Origin of the sequence: Roseovarius sp. THAF9 (genome assembly GCF_009363715.1) — a bacterium.
In the GTDB taxonomy this organism is placed as follows: Bacteria; Pseudomonadota; Alphaproteobacteria; order Rhodobacterales; family Rhodobacteraceae; genus Roseovarius.
Genome location: NZ_CP045404.1, coordinates 884,945 through 904,657 on the forward strand (window position 1 = coordinate 884,945; position 19,713 = coordinate 904,657).

General features: G+C 63.5%; 16 protein-coding genes. 7 read left to right on the forward strand and 9 right to left on the reverse strand.

Annotation, left to right across the window (positions count from 1 at the left end; translation table 11 throughout):
* Positions 1 to 42 precede the first annotated feature (42 nt).
* The 8 genes from FIU86_RS04410 to FIU86_RS04440 all read right to left on the reverse strand — a co-directional run bounded on the left by FIU86_RS04410 (position 43) and on the right by FIU86_RS04440 (position 11,349).
* Positions 43 to 1,035 (reverse strand): adenosine kinase, encoded by a 993-nt coding sequence (locus FIU86_RS04410; RefSeq protein ID WP_152473956.1) that lies wholly within the window; start codon positions 1,033 to 1,035, stop codon positions 43 to 45.
* Positions 1,036 to 1,045: 10 nt separating this feature from the next.
* Positions 1,046 to 2,461 carry an adenosylhomocysteinase gene (gene ahcY / locus FIU86_RS04415; protein WP_152473957.1) on the reverse strand — a complete coding sequence of 472 codons (1,416 nt, stop codon included), beginning with the start codon at positions 2,459 to 2,461 and terminating at the stop codon, positions 1,046 to 1,048.
* A 34-nt stretch (positions 2,462 to 2,495) separates the two neighbouring features.
* The gene (gene metK / locus FIU86_RS04420) at positions 2,496 to 3,686 is read right to left on the reverse strand and encodes a methionine adenosyltransferase (protein ID WP_152473958.1); all 1,191 of its coding nucleotides are present in this window, start codon (positions 3,684 to 3,686) and stop codon (positions 2,496 to 2,498) included.
* A 66-nt stretch (positions 3,687 to 3,752) separates the two neighbouring features.
* Positions 3,753 to 6,419, reverse strand: a complete 2,667-nt coding sequence (gene metH, locus FIU86_RS04425) for a methionine synthase (RefSeq protein ID WP_368373151.1) — start codon at positions 6,417 to 6,419, stop codon at positions 3,753 to 3,755.
* Positions 6,416 to 7,489: a homocysteine S-methyltransferase family protein gene (locus FIU86_RS23085; protein WP_368373152.1), complete on the reverse strand. Its 1,074-nt coding sequence runs from the start codon at positions 7,487 to 7,489 to the stop codon at positions 6,416 to 6,418. Before FIU86_RS23085 ends, metH begins: the two co-directional genes overlap by 4 nt.
* 15 nt (positions 7,490 to 7,504) lie before the next feature.
* Positions 7,505 to 8,377, reverse strand: a complete 873-nt coding sequence (metF, locus tag FIU86_RS04430) for a methylenetetrahydrofolate reductase [NAD(P)H] (RefSeq protein ID WP_152473959.1) — start codon at positions 8,375 to 8,377, stop codon at positions 7,505 to 7,507.
* A 70-nt stretch (positions 8,378 to 8,447) separates the two neighbouring features.
* Positions 8,448 to 10,139, reverse strand: coding sequence for a methyltransferase domain-containing protein (locus FIU86_RS04435; RefSeq protein ID WP_152473960.1), 1,692 nt, complete (start codon positions 10,137 to 10,139; stop codon positions 8,448 to 8,450).
* Positions 10,140 to 11,061: 922 nt separating this feature from the next.
* Entirely contained in the window at positions 11,062 to 11,349 is a 288-nt protein-coding gene (locus FIU86_RS04440) for a DUF2218 domain-containing protein (protein ID WP_152473961.1), read from the reverse strand.
* 124 nt (positions 11,350 to 11,473) lie between these two features.
* Here FIU86_RS04440 and FIU86_RS04445 point away from each other — a divergent pair, with 124 nt between their 5' ends.
* The 7 genes from FIU86_RS04445 to FIU86_RS22775 all read left to right on the forward strand — a co-directional run bounded on the left by FIU86_RS04445 (position 11,474) and on the right by FIU86_RS22775 (position 18,700).
* Positions 11,474 to 12,361 carry a siderophore ABC transporter substrate-binding protein gene (locus tag FIU86_RS04445; protein ID WP_152473962.1) on the forward strand — a complete coding sequence of 296 codons (888 nt, stop codon included), beginning with the start codon at positions 11,474 to 11,476 and terminating at the stop codon, positions 12,359 to 12,361.
* Positions 12,362 to 12,364: 3 nt separating this feature from the next.
* Positions 12,365 to 13,318, forward strand: coding sequence for an ABC transporter permease (locus FIU86_RS04450; RefSeq protein ID WP_152473963.1), 954 nt, complete (start codon positions 12,365 to 12,367; stop codon positions 13,316 to 13,318).
* Positions 13,308 to 14,252 (forward strand): iron chelate uptake ABC transporter family permease subunit, encoded by a 945-nt coding sequence (locus tag FIU86_RS04455; RefSeq protein WP_152473964.1) that lies wholly within the window; start codon positions 13,308 to 13,310, stop codon positions 14,250 to 14,252. The genes FIU86_RS04450 and FIU86_RS04455 overlap by 11 nt, the downstream gene beginning before the upstream one ends.
* Positions 14,249 to 15,001, forward strand: a complete 753-nt coding sequence (locus tag FIU86_RS04460; RefSeq protein WP_152473965.1) for an ABC transporter ATP-binding protein — start codon at positions 14,249 to 14,251, stop codon at positions 14,999 to 15,001. The genes FIU86_RS04455 and FIU86_RS04460 overlap by 4 nt, the downstream gene beginning before the upstream one ends.
* 164 nt (positions 15,002 to 15,165) lie before the next feature.
* Positions 15,166 to 17,121: a TonB-dependent receptor gene (locus FIU86_RS04465; RefSeq protein WP_152473966.1), complete on the forward strand. Its 1,956-nt coding sequence runs from the start codon at positions 15,166 to 15,168 to the stop codon at positions 17,119 to 17,121.
* A 206-nt stretch (positions 17,122 to 17,327) separates the two neighbouring features.
* Positions 17,328 to 18,008: a PAS domain-containing methyl-accepting chemotaxis protein gene (locus FIU86_RS22770; RefSeq protein WP_254703937.1), complete on the forward strand. Its 681-nt coding sequence runs from the start codon at positions 17,328 to 17,330 to the stop codon at positions 18,006 to 18,008.
* 65 nt (positions 18,009 to 18,073) lie between these two features.
* A complete protein-coding gene (locus FIU86_RS22775; protein ID WP_254703938.1) occupies positions 18,074 to 18,700 on the forward strand; it encodes a methyl-accepting chemotaxis protein in 627 nt (208 codons plus the stop codon).
* A gap of 395 nt (positions 18,701 to 19,095) precedes the next feature.
* Here FIU86_RS22775 and FIU86_RS04475 read toward each other — a convergent pair whose 3' ends face one another.
* Entirely contained in the window at positions 19,096 to 19,701 is a 606-nt protein-coding gene (locus FIU86_RS04475; RefSeq protein WP_152473967.1) for a chemotaxis protein CheD, read from the reverse strand.
* Between the last annotated feature and the right edge of the window lie 12 nt (positions 19,702 to 19,713).

Below are 19,713 nucleotides of genomic sequence, written 5' to 3' on the forward strand. Positions count from 1 at the left end.
TCATGGCACCCCAGACCGGCGAACTGCTGCTTGCGGTGGTACTCAGGCTGCCGGTAAGGCGATCGCCTTGGCTGCGTCACCGTCGCGCGCACCGTAGTGGACCAGCACCCGGGCCGCGCTTTCCGCCCCGAGCTTGCCAGCTTCTTGTACCGGCAGGCCGCGGGCCAGTGCCGCCAGGAATCCGCTCGCGTAGGCATCGCCCGCGCCGGTGCTATCGATGACGTCCGGCACGTCGACCGCCGGGATGTGGTGGCGACCCTCGGCATCGGCCACGATTGATCCCTTGTCGTGCTCGGTCACCGCCGCGATGGACACCCGCGTCATGGCCCAGCCAAGTGCAGCGTCCGCGCCGTCGCGTCCCGCCAGCGCGGCCACCTCGGCCTGGTTGCCGACAAGGATATCGACATGGCGTGAGACGAAGTTGCGCATGACGTCTATGTTACGCTCGACGCAACCGGCATCCGACGGTGTCAGCGCGACCTTCGCCCCGGCGGCCTGCGCCGCTTCGGCCAGGCGTTCGATCACCGCCGCGCCATGCGGGGCGTCCCATATGTAGCCTTCGATAAACAGGATATCGAACTCTTCGGGCAGGGCCGCTAGCGCCTCCGGAGGCATCAACGTGGTTGCCGCACCCAGGTAGGTGCTCATGGTGCGTTCGCCGTCCGGTGTGACCAGCACGACGCAGCGGCCGGTGCCGTGATCGCCGTTCTGTGCCACGGCAACCGGTGCGGCCAGTCCCATGCCCGACATCTCCTCGCAGAAGGCATCGCCGAGATCATCGTTGGCCACCTTGCCGAGGTAGGTTCCCCGGACAGGCGTGTCGGCCAGGTGCGCGATGGAGTTGGCCACCGATCCGCCGGACTGGCGGATACCGGGGCCGACATCCTCGAACAGGGCGTGGGCCGCGTCGGCATTCACAAGGTGCATGCCCCCCGGGGTCAGCCCGTGTCGCGTAACGACATCGGGCTCGACCGCGGCGACGACATCGACCAGCGCGTTGCCCAAACCCACGATATGCGGTGTTCGTTCGGTCATGTCTCGCTCCTCAATACCGGTAGTGTTCCGGCTTGTAGGGGCCTTCAGGCGAAACGCCGATATAGTCCGCTTGGTCTTTCGCCAGTTCGGTCAGCTTCACGCCGATCCGCTCCAGATGCAGACGTGCCACTTTCTCGTCCAGATGCTTGGGCAGGATGTAGACCTTGTTCTCGTATTCGCCGCCGTTCTTCCACAGCTCGATCTGCGCCAGCACCTGGTTGGTAAAGCTGGCCGACATCACGAAGGATGGGTGGCCGGTGGCGTTGCCAAGGTTCAGCAGGCGGCCTTCGGACAGCAGAATGATGCGGTTGCCCGAGGGCATCTCGATCATGTCCACCTGTTCCTTGATGTTGGTCCACTTGTGGTTCTTGAGCGAAGCCACCTGAATCTCGTTGTCGAAGTGGCCGATATTGCCGACGATCGCCATGTCCTTCATCTCGCGCATATGCTCGATGCGGATCACGTCCTTGTTGCCGGTGGTCGTGACGAAGATATCCGCGGTGGAAACCACGTCTTCCAGCGTCGTCACATGAAACCCGTCCATCGCCGCCTGCAGCGCGCAGATCGGATCGACCTCTGTCACGATCACGCGGGCACCGGCGCCTTTCAGCGAGGCGGCCGAGCCTTTGCCCACGTCGCCATAGCCCATGACCACGGCGACCTTGCCGGCCATCATCGTGTCGGTGGCGCGGCGGATGCCGTCGACAAGGCTTTCCTTGCAGCCATACTTGTTGTCGAATTTCGACTTGGTGACGCTGTCATTCACGTTGATCGCGGGAAACGGCAGCTGCCCTTCCTGCATCATCTTGTAAAGGCGATGCACGCCGGTCGTCGTTTCCTCGCTGACACCCTTGATCATCTCGCGCTGCTTGGTGAACCAGCCGGGGCTTTCAGCCATGCGCTTTTTGATCTGGGCGAACAGGCACGTCTCTTCTTCAGAGGTCGGCGTCTCGATCAGCTCGGTTTCACCGGCCTCGACCCGCGCGCCGATCAGGATGTAGAGCGTGGCGTCGCCGCCATCGTCCAAGATCATGTTGGCGCCGCCGTCCTCGAACTGGAAGATGCGGTCGCAATAATCCCAGTATTCCTCCAGCGTCTCGCCCTTGACCGCGAAGACCGGCGTGCCGCCCTCGGCGATCACGGCGGCGGCGTGGTCCTGGGTGGAAAAGATGTTGCACGAGGCCCAGCGGACCTCGGCGCCCAGCGCCACAAGCGTTTCGATCAGGCAGGCAGTCTGGATCGTCATGTGCAACGACCCCGCGATGCGCGCGCCCTTGAGCGGCTTGTCTTGCCCGTATTCCTCGCGCAGGGCCATCAGGCCCGGCATCTCGGTCTCGGCGATGTCCAGCTCCTTGCGGCCGAAACCGGCAAGAGCGATGTCACGGATCGCGCTGTCCGCGGGACTGACTCTCTCTGGCTTGTTCATGTCGCGTCTCCTTTCTTCGTTCTGGTGTTTCGGATCACTCTGCTGCGGCGGATACGCCGAAGGTGCGGGCCAGTTCGTCGGCCAGATCCGTGCGCTCCCAGCTGAAGCCGCCATCCTCGTCCGGAACACGTCCGAAATGGCCATAAGCGGCGGTGCGGGCATAGACCGGCTTGAGCAGGCCCAGATGCTCGCGGATGCCGCGCGGGGTCAGGCCGACCATCTCGCGAAGGGTGCTGGCCAGCTTGGATTCGTCGACCCGGCCCGTGCCCAGTGTGTCGACATAGATGGCGACCGGCTCGGGTACGCCGATGGCATAGGCCAACTGGATCTGGCACTTGTCGGCCAGCCCGGCGGCGACGACGTTCTTGGCCATGTAGCGTGAGATATAAGCCGCCGAACGGTCCACCTTGGTCGGGTCCTTGCCGGAAAACGCGCCGCCGCCATGTGGGGCGGCGCCGCCATAGGTGTCGACGATGATCTTGCGGCCGGTGAGGCCCGCATCACCGTCCGGGCCGCCGATGACGAAATTGCCGGTCGGGTTGACGATGATCTTGTCCTGCGACGGCAGGCTCCAGCCCTCTTCCTTGAAGCAGTCGGTGATGTAGGGCTCGACGAGGCTGCGCACGTCGTCCTGGCTCAGTCCTTCGGCATGTTGGGTCGAGACCACCACGGTGTCGAGGCCGACCGGCTTGCCGTTCTGGTATTTGAGCGTGACCTGGCTCTTGGCGTCGGGGCCGAACTTGGGCTGCTTGCCCGATTTGCGGTCCTCGGCCATCGTGCGCAGGATCTTGTGGGCGAACTGGATCGGGGCCGGCATCAGCTCTTCGGTCTCGTTGCAGGCGTAGCCGAACATGATTCCCTGGTCGCCGGCACCTTCCTCGCCTTTTTCGCCCTCGTCCACGCCCATGGCGATATCGGCCGATTGGGCGTGCAGGCGGCAGATGATCTCGGCATCCTTCCAGGAAAAGCCATGCTGTTCATAGCCGATGTCGCGGATCGCGTCGCGGGCGATTTGCTCGACATCCTTCAGCACGCTTTCCGGGCCGCGCACTTCGCCGGCGATGGTGACGTGGTCGGTGGTGGCCAGCGTTTCACAGGCCACGCGCGATTGCGGGTCAGCGGCGAGGTAGGCATCCAGCACCGCGTCCGAAATCCGGTCGCAGACCTTGTCGGGGTGCCCCTCGGACACCGATTCACTGGTGAATAGCCATGACTTGTCGCTCATAATTGGTCCTTTCTCCACTGTCGTGGGGTTGGGTCGCTTTTGTCAAAAATCGACTTTTTGCGGGCGTCAGGCGATCTTTCGATCGGCCGATGACTTGTCGGGCGTGTAGGACAGGCTGGGTTGCAGCCATGCCTCCACCTCGGCAATCTTCATGCCCTTGCGCTCGGCATAATCGGCCACCTGGTCGGGGCCGATCCGGCCAATGCCGAAATAGGCCGAGTCCGGGTGGGCGAAATAGAGGCCTGATACCGCCGAGGCGGGCCACATCGCGCAGCTTTCGGTCAGGGTGACGCCAGTATGCTCGGGCGCATCCAGCAGGTCGAACAGCGTGCGCTTCTCGGTGTGGTCGGGGTTGGCCGGATAGCCCGGGGCAGGGCGGATGCCGCGGTACTGCTCGCGGATCAGCGCCTCGTTATCCAGCGTCTCGTCCGCGGCATAGCCCCACAGGCTGCGGCGCACGCGGGCGTGCAATGCCTCGGCAAAGGCCTCGGCGATCCGGTCGCCCAGTGCCTGCACCATGATGGCGTCATAGTCGTTGCCCTCGGCCTTCAGCCGGTCGGCGATGTCGTGCACCTCGCGCCCGGCGGTGACGGTAAAGCCGCCCACCCAGTCCTCGGTGCCTTCGGGCGCCACGAAGTCGGCAAGACACATCTGCGGCTTGCCGTTCGACTTGCTGCGCTGCTGGCGCAGTTGCGGCATGCGGGCGGCAGCGTTCTTGCGGGTCTCGTCCGCCCAGACGACGATATCGTCGCCCTGCGCATTTGCGGGCCAGAGGCCCACCACGCCGCGCGGACTGAACCAGTCCTCTTGCTCGATCCGGTCCAGCATCTTCTGCGCGTTGTCGTAAAGCTCGCGCGCCGCCAGTCCTTTGTCGGGATCTTCGAGGATGCCGGGAAACTTGCCCTTCATCTCCCAGGTGTTGAAGAACGGCGTCCAGTCGATGAACTCCCGCAGCTTGGCGATGGTCATGTCGTCGATCACCGTCAGGCCCGGCGTCTGCGGGGCGGGGGGCGTGTAGCTGTCCCAGCCGCCGTCAAACCTGGATTTGCGCGCCTCGGCCAGCGCGGCGGTCGGCCGGTCGCCGGCGCCTTTCATCCCGTCGCGCAGCTTGTCCTGCTCGGAGACGACATCGGCCAGAAAGCCCGGTCGGGCCGTCTTGGACAGCAGCTTTGAGACCACGCCGACGGCCTTGGACGCATCATCGACATGGATCACGCCATGCTCATATTCCGGCGCGATCTTCAGCGCGGTATGCTTTTTCGAGGTGGTCGCCCCGCCGATCAGCAGCGGCAGGTCGAACTTCTGTCGTTTCATCTCGGCGGCCACGTCGACCATTCGGTCAAGCGACGGGGTGATCAGACCGGAGAGACCGATGATATCGGCGTTTTCCTTTTTCGCCGCCTCGAGAATATCCTCGGCCGGGACCATCACGCCAAGGTCGACCACGTCGTAGTTGTTGCACTGCAGCACGACGCCGACGATGTTCTTGCCGATATCGTGCACGTCGCCCTTGACCGTGGCCATCACCACCTTGCCCTTGGCTGAGGTGTCGCCCGACAGGCGTTTTTCCTCTTCCATGAAGGGCAACAGATGCGCCACGGCGGCCTTCATCACGCGGGCAGATTTCACCACCTGCGGCAGGAACATCTTGCCCGCGCCGAAGAGGTCGCCGACCACGTTCATGCCGTCCATCAGCGGTCCCTCGATCACATCGAGCGGCTTTTCGGCGCGTTGGCGGCATTCCTCTGTGTCGTCGACCACATAATCGGTGATGCCGTGCACCAGCGCGTGTTCCAGCCGCTTCTCGACCGGCAGTTCGCGCCACTTGGGATCTTCCTTTTTGGACGCCTCGCCGGTGCCCTTGTACTTGTCGGCAATCTCCAGCAAGCGCTCGGTCGCGTCGTCGCGGCGGTTCAGCAGCACGTCCTCGACATGCTCGCGCAGCTCTCCTGGGATGTCGTCATAGACGGTGATCTGCCCGGCATTGACGATCGCCATGTCCAGCCCCAGCGGGATCGCGTGGTACAGGAACGCCGAATGCATCGCCTCGCGCACCGCATTGTTGCCGCGAAAGCTGAAAGACACGTTCGAAAGCCCGCCAGAGACATGCACGTCCGGCATCGCCTCCTTGATCATTCGGGTCGCCTCGAAAAAGGCGTTGGCATAGTCGTTATGCTCCTCGATCCCCGTCGCCACGGCAAAGATGTTGGGATCGAAGATGATGTCCCAGGGTTCGAACCCGGCCTTCTCGACCAAGAGGTCGTAGGACCGCTTGCAGATGTCAAACTTGTGCTGCGCGGTCTCGGCCTGTCCGTTCTCGTCAAACGCCATGACGACCACGGCGGCACCATAGCGCCGCACGGTTCGGGCTTGTTCCAGAAACGCCTCCTCGCCTTCCTTGAGCGAGATGGAGTTGACCACGGCGCGGCCCTGTACGCATTTCAGCCCGGCCTCGATCACCTCGAACTTGGAGCTGTCGAGCATGACCGGCACGCGGCTGATGTCGGGCTCGGACGCGATCAGGTTCAGGAAGGTCGTCATCGCCTGCTCTGAATCGAGCAGCCCCTCGTCCATGTTCACGTCGATGATCTGCGCGCCGTTCTCGACCTGCTGGCGGGCCACGTCGAGCGCGGTGGCATAGTCGCCGTCCATGATCAGGTTCTTGAACTTGGCCGAGCCGGTGACATTGGTCCGCTCGCCAATATTGATGAAACTGGCAACTCCGGTACTCATGCTGCGCCCTCCTTGACGTCCGCGCCTTGTGTCTCGAACATCTCCAGACCGCTCAGCCGCATGCGCCTGACTTTCTGCGGGATCTTGCGCGGGGCCTTGCCCGCGACCGCATCCGCGATGGCGCGGATATGGTCGGGCGTGGTGCCGCAACAACCGCCCACGATGTTGACCAGCCCCGACGACGCCCATTCGGCCAGATGCTCGGCGGTTTCCTCGGGCGTTTCGTCATAGCCGCCCATCTCGTTGGGCAGGCCGGCGTTGGGATAGGCGCTGATGCGCGTGTCGGCCACCTCGGACAGGGTGCGCACGTGCTGGCGCATCTCGCCCGCGCCCAACGCGCAGTTCAGCCCGATGGAGTAGGGGCGCGCGTGGCTCATCGACACCCAGAACGCCTCGGGCGTCTGGCCTGTCAGGGTGCGTCCAGACCGGTCGGTGATGGTGCCCGAGATCATCAGCGGCGGAATGGTCAGCCCCTCGTCCGACAGGCTGTCGATGGCGAAAAGCGCGGCCTTGGCGTTCAGCGTGTCAAAGATCGTCTCGATCAGCAGCAGGTCGGCGCCTGCCTCGATCAGCGCGCGCGCCGCCTCGCCATAGGCGCGGGCCAGATCGTCGAATGTCACCGCCCGGAAGCCGGGGTCGTTCACGTCCGGGCTGATGCTGGCGGTCTGGTTTGTCGGGCCGATGCCCCCCGCGACCCAGCGCGGCCGGTCGGGCGTGGCGACCGCGTCGGCGGCCTCCCGCGCGAGGCGGACGGATTCGGTGTTCATTTCGACCACGAGGTCGGTCATGTCGTAATCGGCCTGGCTGATCGCGTTGGCGCCGAAGGTGTTGGTGCACAGGATGTCGGCACCCGCATTCAGGAAATCTTCGTGGATTTTCCGAATCATGTCGGGCTGGGTCAGGGTCAGCAACTCGTTGTTGCCGCCCACGTCGCTGGGATGATCCTTGAACCGCGCGCCGCGATAGGCGGCCTCATCCGGCTTTTCCTGCTGGATCATCGTGCCCATCGCCCCGTCCAGCACAAGGATGCGGTCTGCATTGGCTGTGGCTATGTCGTTGGTCTTGGTCATGCGTTCTTCATTCCTTCAAGCGGCGTTCTCGGCCATAATATCGGGTGTCAGCCCCAATGTCCTGCAAACGGCCAGTGTCACTTTCGGCTGGTTGAGCGTGTAGAAGTGAAAGTCGGTGATCCCGGCCTCCATCAGGCGGCGGCATTGCTCGGCGGCAACGCCCGTCGCGACCATCGCGCGAGTTTCAGGCGCTTCGTCCAGCCCGTCGAACATCTGGCCCATCCAGTCGGGCACCGAGGCGCCACAGCCTGCGGAAAACCGTTTCAGCCCCTCGAAATTGGCCACGGGCATGATCCCGGCCACGATCGGCGCGTCGATGCCCGCGGCCCGCGCGCGATCGACGAACCGCAGCACGGTGTCGGTGTCGAAGGCATATTGCGTGATCGCCCGTGCCGCGCCGTTGTCGATCTTGCGCTTGAGGTGGTCCATGTCAGCGGCGGCATCGCGGGCCTCCGGATGCACCTCGGGGTAGGCGGCGACGGAGATGTCGAAATCGCCCTTGCGGCGCAGCGCCGTCACCAGTTCGGCCGCGTCATTGTAGCCATCGTCTGGCAGGCTCTGGCCCTCCGGAAGGTCCCCGCGCAGCGCGACGATCCTGTGCATGCCGGTCTCCCAGAATGCTTCGGCCTGGCGGTCGATCTCGGCCCGGCTGGCGCCGACGCAGGTGAAATGATGCGCCACCGGCAGCCCCGTGCGGTTCGCCACCATCTCGACGATGCGCGCGGTGCGGTCCCTCGTGGTGCCCCCGGCGCCGTATGTGACCGAGAAATACTCCGGGTCGGCCGCACTCAGTTGCGCCACGGTATCGCGCAGTCGGGTCACACCGGCCTCCGTCTTGGGCGGAAAAAGCTCGAATGAAATTGACGGCGTGTCGGACGTACCTGTCATGTGCGTGTCTCCATCTCGGTGATCGGGAGGGAAAAGGCGGGGGCGCGCCACGGCGCCCCCGTCGCGGGGTTCAGTGTTTGACGGGTTTGCGGAAATGCTGGATGCCCCAGGCGAGGTGGCCGTCATCGGCGGCTTTCACCCAGTTCTGCAGGCCAACCGCCATCTTGTCGAGATACTCGGCCGAGCAGCCCTTCTCGCGCAGCTCGTCGTAATGCGCCAGAAGCTCCTCGCGAACCCGGGCATAGTGCGCCCGCAGGTCGGAAACCGCATCCTCCTGTTGTACCGTCTCGAAACCGAGCCCCTCGGCGGTCTGGCGGTAGAAGCCGGGCGAGCCCAGGCTGTTGAGCTGCAGCCGGTCATAGACGGGCTGAAGAACACCCTCGGGCACGTCATCGGCCTGCATCGGGTCGGTGAATATCAGGTGCCCGCCCGGTTTCAGCACACGGAACGCCTCGGCCAGAACCTGGTCGCGCTGGTCGGAATGCAGGAAGGCATCCTGGCTCCAGACAACGTCGACGCTCTCGTCGGCCTCTGGCACGTCTTCGAATACGCCGTGGCGAATGCTGATCTTGTCGGCCAGCCGCGCGGCGCGAACCTTGCCCAGGTTATATTCGTTCTGGGTCTCGGAGATGTTCAGACACACAGCCTCGCAACCGGTTTTCTTCACGACGGTGCGCATCGCACCGCCATAGCCCGCACCAAGGTCCAGAACCCGGGATCCGGATTTCAGGCCGGGCAGCGCCTCGATCATGCTTTCGATCGTCAGGTCGCTGGCTTCGCGGATGTTCTTGGTGGTCGCGTAACGCCCGATATGCAGGTCCTCGCCGCCCCAGATGGTCGAGTAGAACGTGTCGGCATCATCGCTGTCATAGTAGGTTTCCGCGACATCGCGGATGTCCACCCGACCATCGGCGCCGTTGCCTCCCCAGCGGGCCACATGCTCGGCCGATTTTTCGGCGACGTGGATGAAAAAGTCGGGCTCCTCCTCGGCATAGGTGTCCTGGAAGTCGCCATAGGTGCGCACCCGCTCGAACCCGGCTTCGCGGAACAGGCGGCGCATGTAATCCTTGCGGATCGGACAAAGGTTGAGCGTGTAGGACGCTCCGTCGGCGAAGTCATAGCGCATCCGGCACAGGCCTTCGTCGATATGCTCGGGCTCGGCGCTGACGTCATCGCCGCAATAATAATACTTGTGCTTGCTGGAAAACCCGCTGTCGAGCATCGCGTCATAGTTGCGCTGGTCGAGGATCAACACGCCATCATGCTTGAGCGCGGCGTAGAATTCGGCCAGGGCACGGCGGCGGTCCTGCTCTTCGTGGAGGTGAGTGAAAGAATTGCCAAGGCAGATGATTGCATCGTACTTGCCGTGAATGTCCCGGTTCAGCCAGCGCCAGTCCGCCTGAGCGGTCTTGAGGATCAGGCCGCGGCTCTGGCCGTTCTCGAACGCCTTGGCGACCATGGCCGCGTTGCCGTCGGCGGCGGTCACGTCGAAACCCGCCTCGGTCAGGCGCACCGAGTGAAAGCCGGTCCCGCAGGCCACGTCCAGCACGCGCTCCTTGCCGCGCGCCTTCAGGATGTCGATGAAGAACTGCCCCTCGCTTTGAGCGCGGCCGTCCCAGTCGATCAACTCGTCCCACTTGTCAACGAAGCTGGTAACGTATTCCTTGCGATAATGTCCCGTCTCGCGGTCTGCCAACGGATCCTTGCTGTAGGTCTGCTTGGTCATCGTCAGTTCGGCGTTGCCGGCGACGTCGCTGGTCATGTCTCTCTCCGTTTCTGATGACGGCAGCCCGCACTTGGCCGCAACCGGTCTTCCGGATTCCGCGGCGCGGAATACAGAGGCGGTGCCGTCAGGGTTGTCGTTGTTCAGTCCGCACGTCGTTGCGTGGGCAGATCCCTGTGATCAATGGCGGTCGGGTCAAATTGCGCCTCACCGCCCGGTCAGGGAACTTCGCTTGTGGAAGTTTTGACCGACCTTTGAAGTGTCTTCGGTTATCGGTTCCTAACGAGGATGATTCAACCTTTGTGTACGGAAATTACATAAAGTCGAGAGATTTCGGGTTCAAAGATTTATAAACAATGAATAATTTTTGATGCTGAAAAATTCATCGTCACAGCCACTATACCGAGAATACGGAGAATCATGCGAAATGCAGCAGGAATACATGCTTAGCTAAGCTAATTTTTACATGGGTGCCGGGCGATACCGGATGCCACATCGTCACCAATCGTCAGCTTCAAAACGTCTTCGTCCGGATGTCGTTTCCGCGCCATTACTGTCCCCTTTCGGTGCCCAATGGAATGGCCCGGTTTTAAGGGGAAAGGGCACGACTTGCGGGGTTTTATTCTCGGGGACCAATCTGGAGCGAACTTCCCCCAGCTTTCGTAGCGTGATCATGGGACAATTTCTGTCAGAACTCGTACGTGTGTGCCACGGAAGGTGAGATCCGTTTTAACCCCTGTGTGGCATAGCGGATATTGGCGTGACCGCGGCAAACCGGAACCAAGTCCCGCATAGCTGCCGGTAGGACGTGGACGCTGACATCCGGGGAGAAAGCTGTAGCGCAGATTTCTGTGTGGGGAATGTCCCGTTCAAAACCACATCACGTTCGGGGCGGGCCGAGGTTTCTTACGCTTCCGGGACGCGATGGACAGGGCCGATGAGCGCAGGCAAGGCATCCGGGTTAGGCTGCGGCCCATTCCATGCCTTCGATCTTTTCGCGGTGGGCGAAAGTCACGAGGTGGCTGTCGATGACGCCCTTGGCGGCGGGCACGTTTTCGTCCTTGTCCACTTCGAAGCGGATCGTCAGGCCCTGCGGGTCGGCCTCCATGATCGCGGGGCCGAAGGCAAAGTCTGCGCGGCCGTGGTTGCCCTCCCAGGTGGCGTCGATCTTGTGGGCGAAATGCTTGCAAAGCTGGGTAAGATATTTCGCGCCGTGCTCGGTTTCGATGCGTCCGATGAGGGTGGGCATGGCTGCCTCCTTTTCGTGATATGTTGGGCGTAGACTCTTCTTTCCCCTGCGGTTAAGCACAGCGGAGCAGCGCCTGCAAAGCCAGACTTCCCAGCCATGCAGGTTTTCAAGACAGAGGGAAGACATGCTCCGAAAATTCGCTTTTGCGCTTTGCCTTGCGGCAGGGCCGGTTGGCGCGCAGGATGTGACCGTCGAGACGTTTCGCGGTGCTGAGACCGTTGCGCAGACCCCGGAAACGGTGGCCGTCTATGACATGGCCGCGCTCGACACGCTGGAGGCGCTGGGTGTCGAGGTGGATGGTACGATTTCCAATGTCTACCTCGACTATCTGGAAGACGCGGCGGAGCGGGCAGCGCGGATCGGCACGCTGTTCGAGCCGGACATGGAGGCGCTTTATGCGTTGCAGCCTGACCTGATCATTGCCGGGGGGCGCAGCCATGACAAGGTTCCCGACCTTGTCCGGATTGCGCCAACCATCGACATGACGATCCATGTCGAGATGCTGGAAACGGGGCTGAAGCGGCTGGAGGCCTATGGCGCGATTTTCGGCAGGCAGGACGAGGCGGCGGCACTGGCCGAAGATTTGACGCGCAAGCAGGCCGAAGTGACCGAGGCCGCCGAAGGCGCGGGCCGGACGCTGATCGTGATGACGAACGGGCCGAAGGTGTCGGCCTACGGCCCGTCCGGGCGGTTCGGTTGGCTGCACACGGCCTTCGGGCTGGCGGTGGCCGCCGAAGAGGTGGCGGGCTCGGACCACGGCGAGGCGATCAGTTTCGAATTCATCCGTAAGGTCGATCCCGATGTGATCCTGGTGATCGACCGCAGCGCCGCGATCGGTGATGTGGAGACGGCGACATCGACGCTGGACAACGTGCTGGTGCGCGAGACGAAAGCGTGGCGCAACGGCAAGGTCATCACCCTCGATAGCGCGCCGATCTACATCGCGGCGGGCGGGGTTCAGGCTCTCAATGTCACCATGGACCAGTTGCTGGCCGCATTTTCCGGCACCTGAGCTGTGGGCAAGAGTGTCCTCGGGGTGGTGGCGCTGCTGGCGCTGTCGGTCGTGTCGCTGTTCATCGGCGTGATCGACCTGCGCCCGGCTGCGCTGTTGCAGGACCCCGCGGCACTGCAACTGATCGCGGTGAGCCGGGCGCCGCGCCTGTTTGCCGTGTTGATTACAGGGGCATCGCTGGCGGTGGCGGGGACGGTCCTTCAGATGCTGGTGCGCAACCGTTTCGTCGAGCCGATGACGGTGGGCAGCGGTGAAGGCGCGGCGCTGGGCATCTTGCTGGTCACGCTGTGCGCGCCGGCGGCAACGCTCTTTGCCAAGATCGCCATGGCGTCGGCGACGGCGTTCGCCTCGACCGCCGGTTTCCTGGTCATCGCCCGGCGGCTGCCGCCGACGCAGCCCTACATGGTCGCCCTCGTGGGGCTTGTCTATGGCGGGGTGATCGGGGCGGGCGTGACCTTCGTGGCCTACCAGAACGACCTGTTGCAGATGATCGGCGTCTGGGTGACCGGAGAGTTCTCGGGCGTGTTGCAGGGGCGCTACGAGACGTTGTGGCTGGCGGCCATCGCGGCGGTGCTGTGCTTCGTGGCCGCCGACCAGTTTTCGATCCTTGGGCTGGGCCACGCGGCCAGCATCAACCTTGGGCTCAATTACCGGCAGGTGATGCTGTTCGGGCTTCTGGCCGTGTCGCTGGTCAGTGCGCTGACAGTCGTGAGCGTTGGGATCATTCCGTTTGTCGGGCTGATCGTGCCCAACATCGTGTCCCGGATGATGGGCGACAACCTGCGCCGCACGCTGCCGGTGATCGCGCTGATGGGGGCGGGGCTGGTGCTGGTGGCGGATATCGTGGCCCGCGTGCTGCGCTATCCGTTCGAGATGCCCTCGGCCACGGTGCTGGGGGTCGTGGGCGCGGTTGTGTTCATTTGGCTGCTTTACCGTCCGGCGCGCCATGCACCGTAGGCGGCTGATCTTACTTGCGGTGCTGTTCGTGGCGTCGGCGGTGGCCTACATGACCATCGGCGCGCGCGGCAACTGGGGCTTCGTGCTGGAGTTCCGGGGCGCAAAGCTGGTGGCGCTGTGCCTTGTGGCGGTGGCGCTGTCGACCTCGACGGTTCTGTTTCAGACGATCACGCAGAACCGCATCCTGACGCCGTCGATCATGGGCTTCGACGAGCTTTTCGTGCTGATCGTGGCGATGGGCGTCTTCGTTTTCGGCATGACGGATGAGCTTGTCGTTACCTCCTGGGTTCAGTTCGTCGTGTCGCTGGTGCTGATGACCGGTGCGTCGCTGTTGCTGTTCGGGACGTTGTTTTTGCAGGAGCGGCCCGATCTGATGCGGATGATCCTGACCGGGCTGGTGCTGACCGTGCTGTTCCGGTCGCTGCGCACCCTGCTGGTGCGGATGCTTGACCCCAACGAGTTCAGCGTGGTGCAGGTGTCGTCCTATGCTCGGTTCCACCAGATCGAGACCGGCCTCTTGGCCATCGCGGCGGGGACCATCGGCGCGGCGTTGATCGGCGCATGGGCCATGCGGCACCGGCTGGACGTGCTGTCGCTGGGGCGCGAGGCGGCGATAAACTTGGGCGAGGACGTGCGCAGCGGCACGTTGCAGGTTCTGTTCCTGATCGGCGTGCTGGTGTCGGTGGCGACCGCGCTGGTCGGGCCGACGGCGTTCCTGGGGCTGCTGGTGGTCAGCATCGCCCACGTGGTGACGCCAACCGGGCGGCACGCGGTGCTGCTGGTCTCGGCCGCGCTGATTTCGGGCACGACGCTGGTCGGGGGGCAAGCCCTGCTGGAGCGCGTGTTCGGGCTGGTGACACCGCTGACCGTGGTGATCGACCTTGCGGGCGGCGTGCTGTTCCTGGTTCTGGTGATGAAAGGATTGAAGCGATGATTTCTGTGACGGGCGTGAGCCACGAGTTGGGCGGCAGCACGGTGCTGCACGATATCGAGCTGGAGATTCCGAAGGGAAAGGTGACTGCGCTGATCGGACCGAACGGGGCGGGCAAGAGCACGCTCCTGTCGCTGATCGCGCGGCTGGCGCGGCACCGCACGGGGCGGATCATGGTGGACGAGCTGGAGGTGGGCGTCTGCGCGTCGAACACGCTGGCGCGGCGGCTGGCAATCCTGCCGCAAAGTTCAGAGATCGCGCCGCGCCTGACAATCGCGGAATTGGTGGCTTTCGGGCGTTATCCGCACCACCTGGGGCGACCGGGCAGGGACGACCGCGAAAAGGTCGCCGAGGCGCTGACCCTGTTCGAACTGGATGCGCTGGCGCAGCGGACGCTGGACACGGTTTCGGGCGGGCAGCGGCAGCGGGCACTTCTGGCGATGATCTTTGCGCAGGACACGGAATACATGCTGTTGGACGAGCCGCTGAACAATCTCGATATCGCGGCGTCGCGGTCGCTGATGGCGCTGTTGCAGAGGCTGACGCGAGAGTACAGGCGCACGGTGGTGATCGTGCTGCACGACATCAACTATGCCTGTGCCTATGCCGATCATATCGTGACCATGAAAGGCGGGAAAATCGGTCCGCAGGGGGATGCCGAAACGCTGGTGGACGGCAAGTTGATGCAGGACATTTTCGGAACCGACGCGGTTTTCCACAAAGTCGGCGGGCGGACCTTCGTGGGGGTCTGAGCCTTCAGCACAGTGGCATTGATGCAAAAATGCCAGACCGGCCCGAGCTTTGCACGGGATGGTGCTTGCACTTTGCGCGCAGAGCCTTAAACGTCGCCGCATCACCGCCAGGGAAGCATGACCGCACGTACCCAGCTTCGACACGATTGAAATGGGACACAGTCATGAACCTCTCTCGCCTCGGTATTCTGCTGATCACGACCGCTTTCCTCCCCGTGCCTGCCGCCTTGGCGCAGGACGCCGAAGGCGCCACTTTCCTCGGGACGATCCGCATCGGCTCGCCGGAAGCGCAAGCGCTTCTGGGCAACGACGAGATCTCGGAAGAAGAGATCGAACAGCGCAACCCGCAATCCATCCGCGACGTGTTCGACGGGGAAACCTCGGTCACCACAAGCGGCGGGGCGGCGATTGCCAACAAGGTCTTCGTCAACGGTGTCGAGGAAAGCCTGCTGTCGGTTACCATCGATGGCGCGCGGCAGAACAAGTCGGCGTTTCACCATACCGGAAACGTGCTGATCGACCCTGCGCTGCTGAAATCTGTCGAGGTCAGCAAGGGGCTGGCGCCGGCGGATGCGGGGCCGAACGCGCTGGCCGGGTCGCTGGCCTACGAGACCAAGGACGCCGCCGACCTGCTGGAGGATGGCGACAATTTCGGCGGCATGACGACGCTGACTTTCGGCACGAACGAGGACCGGATCCGCGCCGGGCTGACGCTGTTCGGGCGCAGCGGCGGGTTCGAATACCTGCTGAGCGGCACGCGGTCGGACAGTGGCAGCTACGAGGATGGCAGCGGTGTGACCGTTCCCGGCTCGGAGGCGGATCTGACAAGCTACCTGGGCAAATTCGCCTATTCATCGCCCACGGGTCACCGGCTGGAATTCGCGGCGTCCCAGACCGAGGACACAGGGTTGCGGGCCGGGCAGGCGGGGCCGGGCGGCATTATCTTCATACGGCCCGACTTTGCAGGCGTTGTCGGACGGCCCAGTGTGCTTGTGCCGGCCCTGTCGAAGCGCACGTCCTATACGCTGACCTATACCAAGGACAGCGCCACGGACTGGTTCGATCCCTTCTTCCAGCTGAGCTATAACGAACAGGAGATCGACGCGTCGGGTGTCTTCGGCACGAACGAAAGCTTCAGCGGGACGTTCAAGAACCGCTTTGCCATCGCCGGCGGGGACCTGTCGGTGGGTGTCGACTTCTTCGACGAGTCCGCCTCGGGCTTCGGCCGTGGTCCGGGCCCGTTCGGCAGTTCGGGCCGCGAGGATCACTGGAACATCGGGATTTTCGCGCAGGCGCGGCAGGATGTCGGCGCGCGCGTGTCGGTGTCCTATGGCGCGCGTTACGACTGGCAGGAGTTCGAGGCCGCCAACGGCCAGACCTTCAAGGACGACGGATTCAGCGCCAATGGGTCGGTCGATTTCAAGATCATCGATGCGCTGACCCTGAACGCGGGCTACGCCCATAGCTGGGGCGGGTACGAGCTGGGCGAGGCGGCACTGATCAATTTCGGCGGTGCCTGGACCTATAACGGGTTCACCACGTCGCGGTCGGATGCGGGCCGGATCGGTCTGCGCTACGAGCGGGGGCCGTGGCAGCTGAGCGGGGCCTATTTCGAGACCTACGTGAACGACATCAACGCCGTGCTGCCCACCGGCGGCGACCGTGGTGCGATTGCCGACCTGTCCTCCAAGGGCTGGGAAGCATCGGTCGGGTACACGTGGGCCAACGGGTTCATCCGGGCCAACTATACCCATGCGGATGTCGACCTGAACGGCGCGACGATCGGCTCGACTGCCTATTACCTTGGCCGCCCGGTCGGCAAGGCGATCGCACTGGAAGGCGCCGTCGATGTCACCGACGAGTGGACCTTCGGCGGCACCGCAGAGGTCGCATTCAAGAACCGCGACACGCGGGCGCCACTGTCGGGCTACGAGGTGGTCAACCTTTACACGACTTACACCCCAAGCGACTTGGACCGGCTGGAAATGCGGCTGGAGGTGCGCAACATCTTTGACGAGACCTATACAAGCCGGTCGTCCGACGGGGTCGGGCTGGGTAACGTGATCGCGTTGACGGAGCCTGGACGCTCGGTCAGCCTGACGGCGAACCTCGCTTTCTGATCGGCTCGCGGCGCGCGATGACGTGCGGTGGCTTTTCCGGGCAGCGTAACGGGACTGTTGCCGGCCCGCGCGCGCCGGCGAGATCGAAGATGAGGGGCTTCAAACCGGCCGCATGAGTCTTGCGCGCTTCGGCCGGATCAAAGGAAGCAGTTTGTTAATTCCTGGCTGATAGGGTGCGCGGAACCCTGTCTTTGAAGGAGTGCCGGATGTTCGGGAAGAGAAAGCAAGACACCAAAGCGCGCGGCGACGTTGAGTTTGCGCAAGCGCTGGTATCTGTGATCGACCGCGCCCAGGCAGTGATCGAGTTCACGCCTGATGGCACGATCCTGAGTGCCAATGAGAATTTCCTGCATGTGTTGGGCTATTCTCTTGACGAGATCGCAGGGCAGCACCACGCCATGTTCGTGACGCCGGACTATGCGCAAAGCGAAGAGTACCGTGCCTTCTGGACGGCGCTGGCGAAGGGAGAGTTCTTCACGGACCAGTTTCCGCGCGTCTCCAAAACGGGCGAGATCGTTTGGATCAGCGCGACTTATGCCCCCGTCATAAGCTCCGATGGCACTGTCGAGAAGGTGATCAAGGTTGCCACGGACGTCACAGCGCGGCGTCTTGGAATCGAACGCATGGCAGAGGCGCTCAAAGGTCTGAGCGACGGCGATCTGGAGCATGAGGTCGCGCCGTGTGGCGTGACGGACATCGACCGGTTGGGCGATGCGTTCAATGCGGCCGCAGCACGATTGTCTGAGGCGATCATTTCAGCCAAAGAGGTGGCGGGGACCGTGGAGCGTACCGCCAGCGAGGTCGGCGAGGCGTCGATCGAGATGTCGAACCGCACCGAAAATCAGGCCGCGACCCTGGAAAGACGGCGGCCGCGATCAAGGACCTGACGGCCACGGCGGAATCCGCGGCGGAAGGCGCCAAGGACGTCGAAAGATCTGCCAGTTCCGCCCGCGTGACCGCCGAGCACGGTGGCAAGGTCGTCGAGAATGCGGTGAACGCGATGGCCAATATCGAAGAGTCGTCCAACCAGATCTCGCAGATCATCGGCGTGATCGACGATATCGCTTTCCAGACCAACCTGCTGGCGCTGAATGCCGGTGTCGAGGCGGCCCGGGCGGGAGACGCGGGACGCGGCTTTGCGGTTGTGGCCTCCGAAATCCGCCTGTTGGCGCAGCGCTCGGCCGAGGCGGCGGACGAGATCAAGACGCTGATCACCGACAGCTCGCAGCACGTCTCGTCTGGGGTGGACCTTGTCCACCAGGCGGGGGTGGAACTGAAGAAGATCGTGGCTGGCGTGGCGGATATCTATGCTCATATCAACAAGATTACCGATGGTGCTTCGGAACAGGCCGTGTCGTTGTCGGAAATCAACAGCGCGGTCGGGCAGCTCGATACCGTGACTCAGCAGAACGCTGCGATGGTCGAGCAATCCACGGCGGTCAGCAAGGTCCTGGCGTCGGACGCGCGGGAATTGTCGGTGCAGATGTCCATGTTCAGGACCGCCACGGCCGGACGTGCGGTGCAGGCCAGGCCGGGGATGGCGGCACAGGATGCGGCCCCGTTGCCAAGGGCGTCCTGAGCGGCTGATAAACCGGACCACGGGGAAGAAAGCGGGCGCACCGGTGCCCCCGGGAATGCTTGGCACCCCTGCGCGTTCGCCGGTGGCAGGCGCGGTGTTCGCTGTGTTTCAGCAAGATCCGGTCGGTCAGGTCGCGCCGTCGCTGGCGGGCTTTGGTTCTTTGGTCAGCCGTTATTGTGCGCGCAGCCCGGAAAAGTGCGATGCCTCTATGAGCTTTCCGAGAGACCATGTGCCAACTCGGACGTGATCGTTTCTGGAGATATGGATAGTGTTCCCAAGGTTTGGCTCGACTTGTTTCGCGAATGCGCGGTGGCAATAGGCACGGTTGAGGCCGGCGTTGGGACGGTATCATCGATCACGCCCACAGACGAAATGCCGGACCGAGGAGCGAAGGATTAGAAGAGCTGAATATCACCTTGCGCCGCGTTGTCGTCACGCGACTGTCGCGTGGCGACGGGCACAGCCGGGTCCGTCATGGTTGTCATGAAGCATTGCTGGACCCGGCCGGAAGCCGGCCAGAACCGAATCTTGCGACCGCGGGTGCCGCCCAAACAGCTGCCCGTCACGGTGAAGCCTTCGTTCTCGACGTACCATTGGGCGAAACTGGCATTCTTGGCCCCAATCCCGGCCCCGCCTTCGAACATCTTGGCACCGCCGAAAAGCTTAACCTCAAGCCGCCTGCGGTCGGCCCCCTTTTTCAGAAGGCCGTTGATCAGAAGTTCCATGGCATTCACGCCATAGCGCATGTTATCGCCACGGTCGCTGGTGGCGCCCGGCAGCAGGAAGTGGTTCATGCCGCCCACGCCTGCCATGGTGTCCCACATACATGTAGCGATACAAGAGCCGAGGATCGTGGTCATGATTTCGTCCCGCCGGTCCGAGATCCGGGTCTCACCCTGAAACAGCGGAATGAAGACGGCACCGTCAACGGAGCCTGGTGCCTGGCCGGTTGGACCGGCCGTTTCCGGCCGCGGTGCGTGGCGGTTGCCGAGATGCGTCATCCAGCCTCCCGG

What these genes read in the sequence shown, in the direction of transcription:
- FIU86_RS04475 (WP_152473967.1), bottom strand. Translation starts at nt 19,701, where the DNA reads ATGACGCATCTCGGCAACCGCCACGCACCGCGGCCGGAAACGGCCGGT.
- FIU86_RS04440 (WP_152473961.1), bottom strand. Translation starts at nt 11,349, where the DNA reads ATGCCCACCCTCATCGGACGCATCGAAACCGAGCACGGCGCGAAATAT.
- FIU86_RS23085 (WP_368373152.1), bottom strand. Translation starts at nt 7,489, where the DNA reads ATGACCAAGACCAACGACATAGCCACAGCCAATGCAGACCGCATCCTT.
- FIU86_RS04465 (WP_152473966.1), top strand. Translation starts at nt 15,166, where the DNA reads ATGAACCTCTCTCGCCTCGGTATTCTGCTGATCACGACCGCTTTCCTC.
- FIU86_RS04435 (WP_152473960.1), bottom strand. Translation starts at nt 10,139, where the DNA reads ATGACCAGCGACGTCGCCGGCAACGCCGAACTGACGATGACCAAGCAG.
- metK (WP_152473958.1), bottom strand. Translation starts at nt 3,686, where the DNA reads ATGAGCGACAAGTCATGGCTATTCACCAGTGAATCGGTGTCCGAGGGG.
- ahcY (WP_152473957.1), bottom strand. Translation starts at nt 2,461, where the DNA reads ATGAACAAGCCAGAGAGAGTCAGTCCCGCGGACAGCGCGATCCGTGAC.
- metH (WP_368373151.1), bottom strand. Translation starts at nt 6,419, where the DNA reads ATGAGTACCGGAGTTGCCAGTTTCATCAATATTGGCGAGCGGACCAAT.
- FIU86_RS04445 (WP_152473962.1), top strand. Translation starts at nt 11,474, where the DNA reads ATGCTCCGAAAATTCGCTTTTGCGCTTTGCCTTGCGGCAGGGCCGGTT.
- metF (WP_152473959.1), bottom strand. Translation starts at nt 8,377, where the DNA reads ATGACAGGTACGTCCGACACGCCGTCAATTTCATTCGAGCTTTTTCCG.
- FIU86_RS04455 (WP_152473964.1), top strand. Translation starts at nt 13,308, where the DNA reads ATGCACCGTAGGCGGCTGATCTTACTTGCGGTGCTGTTCGTGGCGTCG.
- FIU86_RS04410 (WP_152473956.1), bottom strand. Translation starts at nt 1,035, where the DNA reads ATGACCGAACGAACACCGCATATCGTGGGTTTGGGCAACGCGCTGGTC.
- FIU86_RS04460 (WP_152473965.1), top strand. Translation starts at nt 14,249, where the DNA reads ATGATTTCTGTGACGGGCGTGAGCCACGAGTTGGGCGGCAGCACGGTG.
- FIU86_RS22770 (WP_254703937.1), top strand. Translation starts at nt 17,328, where the DNA reads ATGTTCGGGAAGAGAAAGCAAGACACCAAAGCGCGCGGCGACGTTGAG.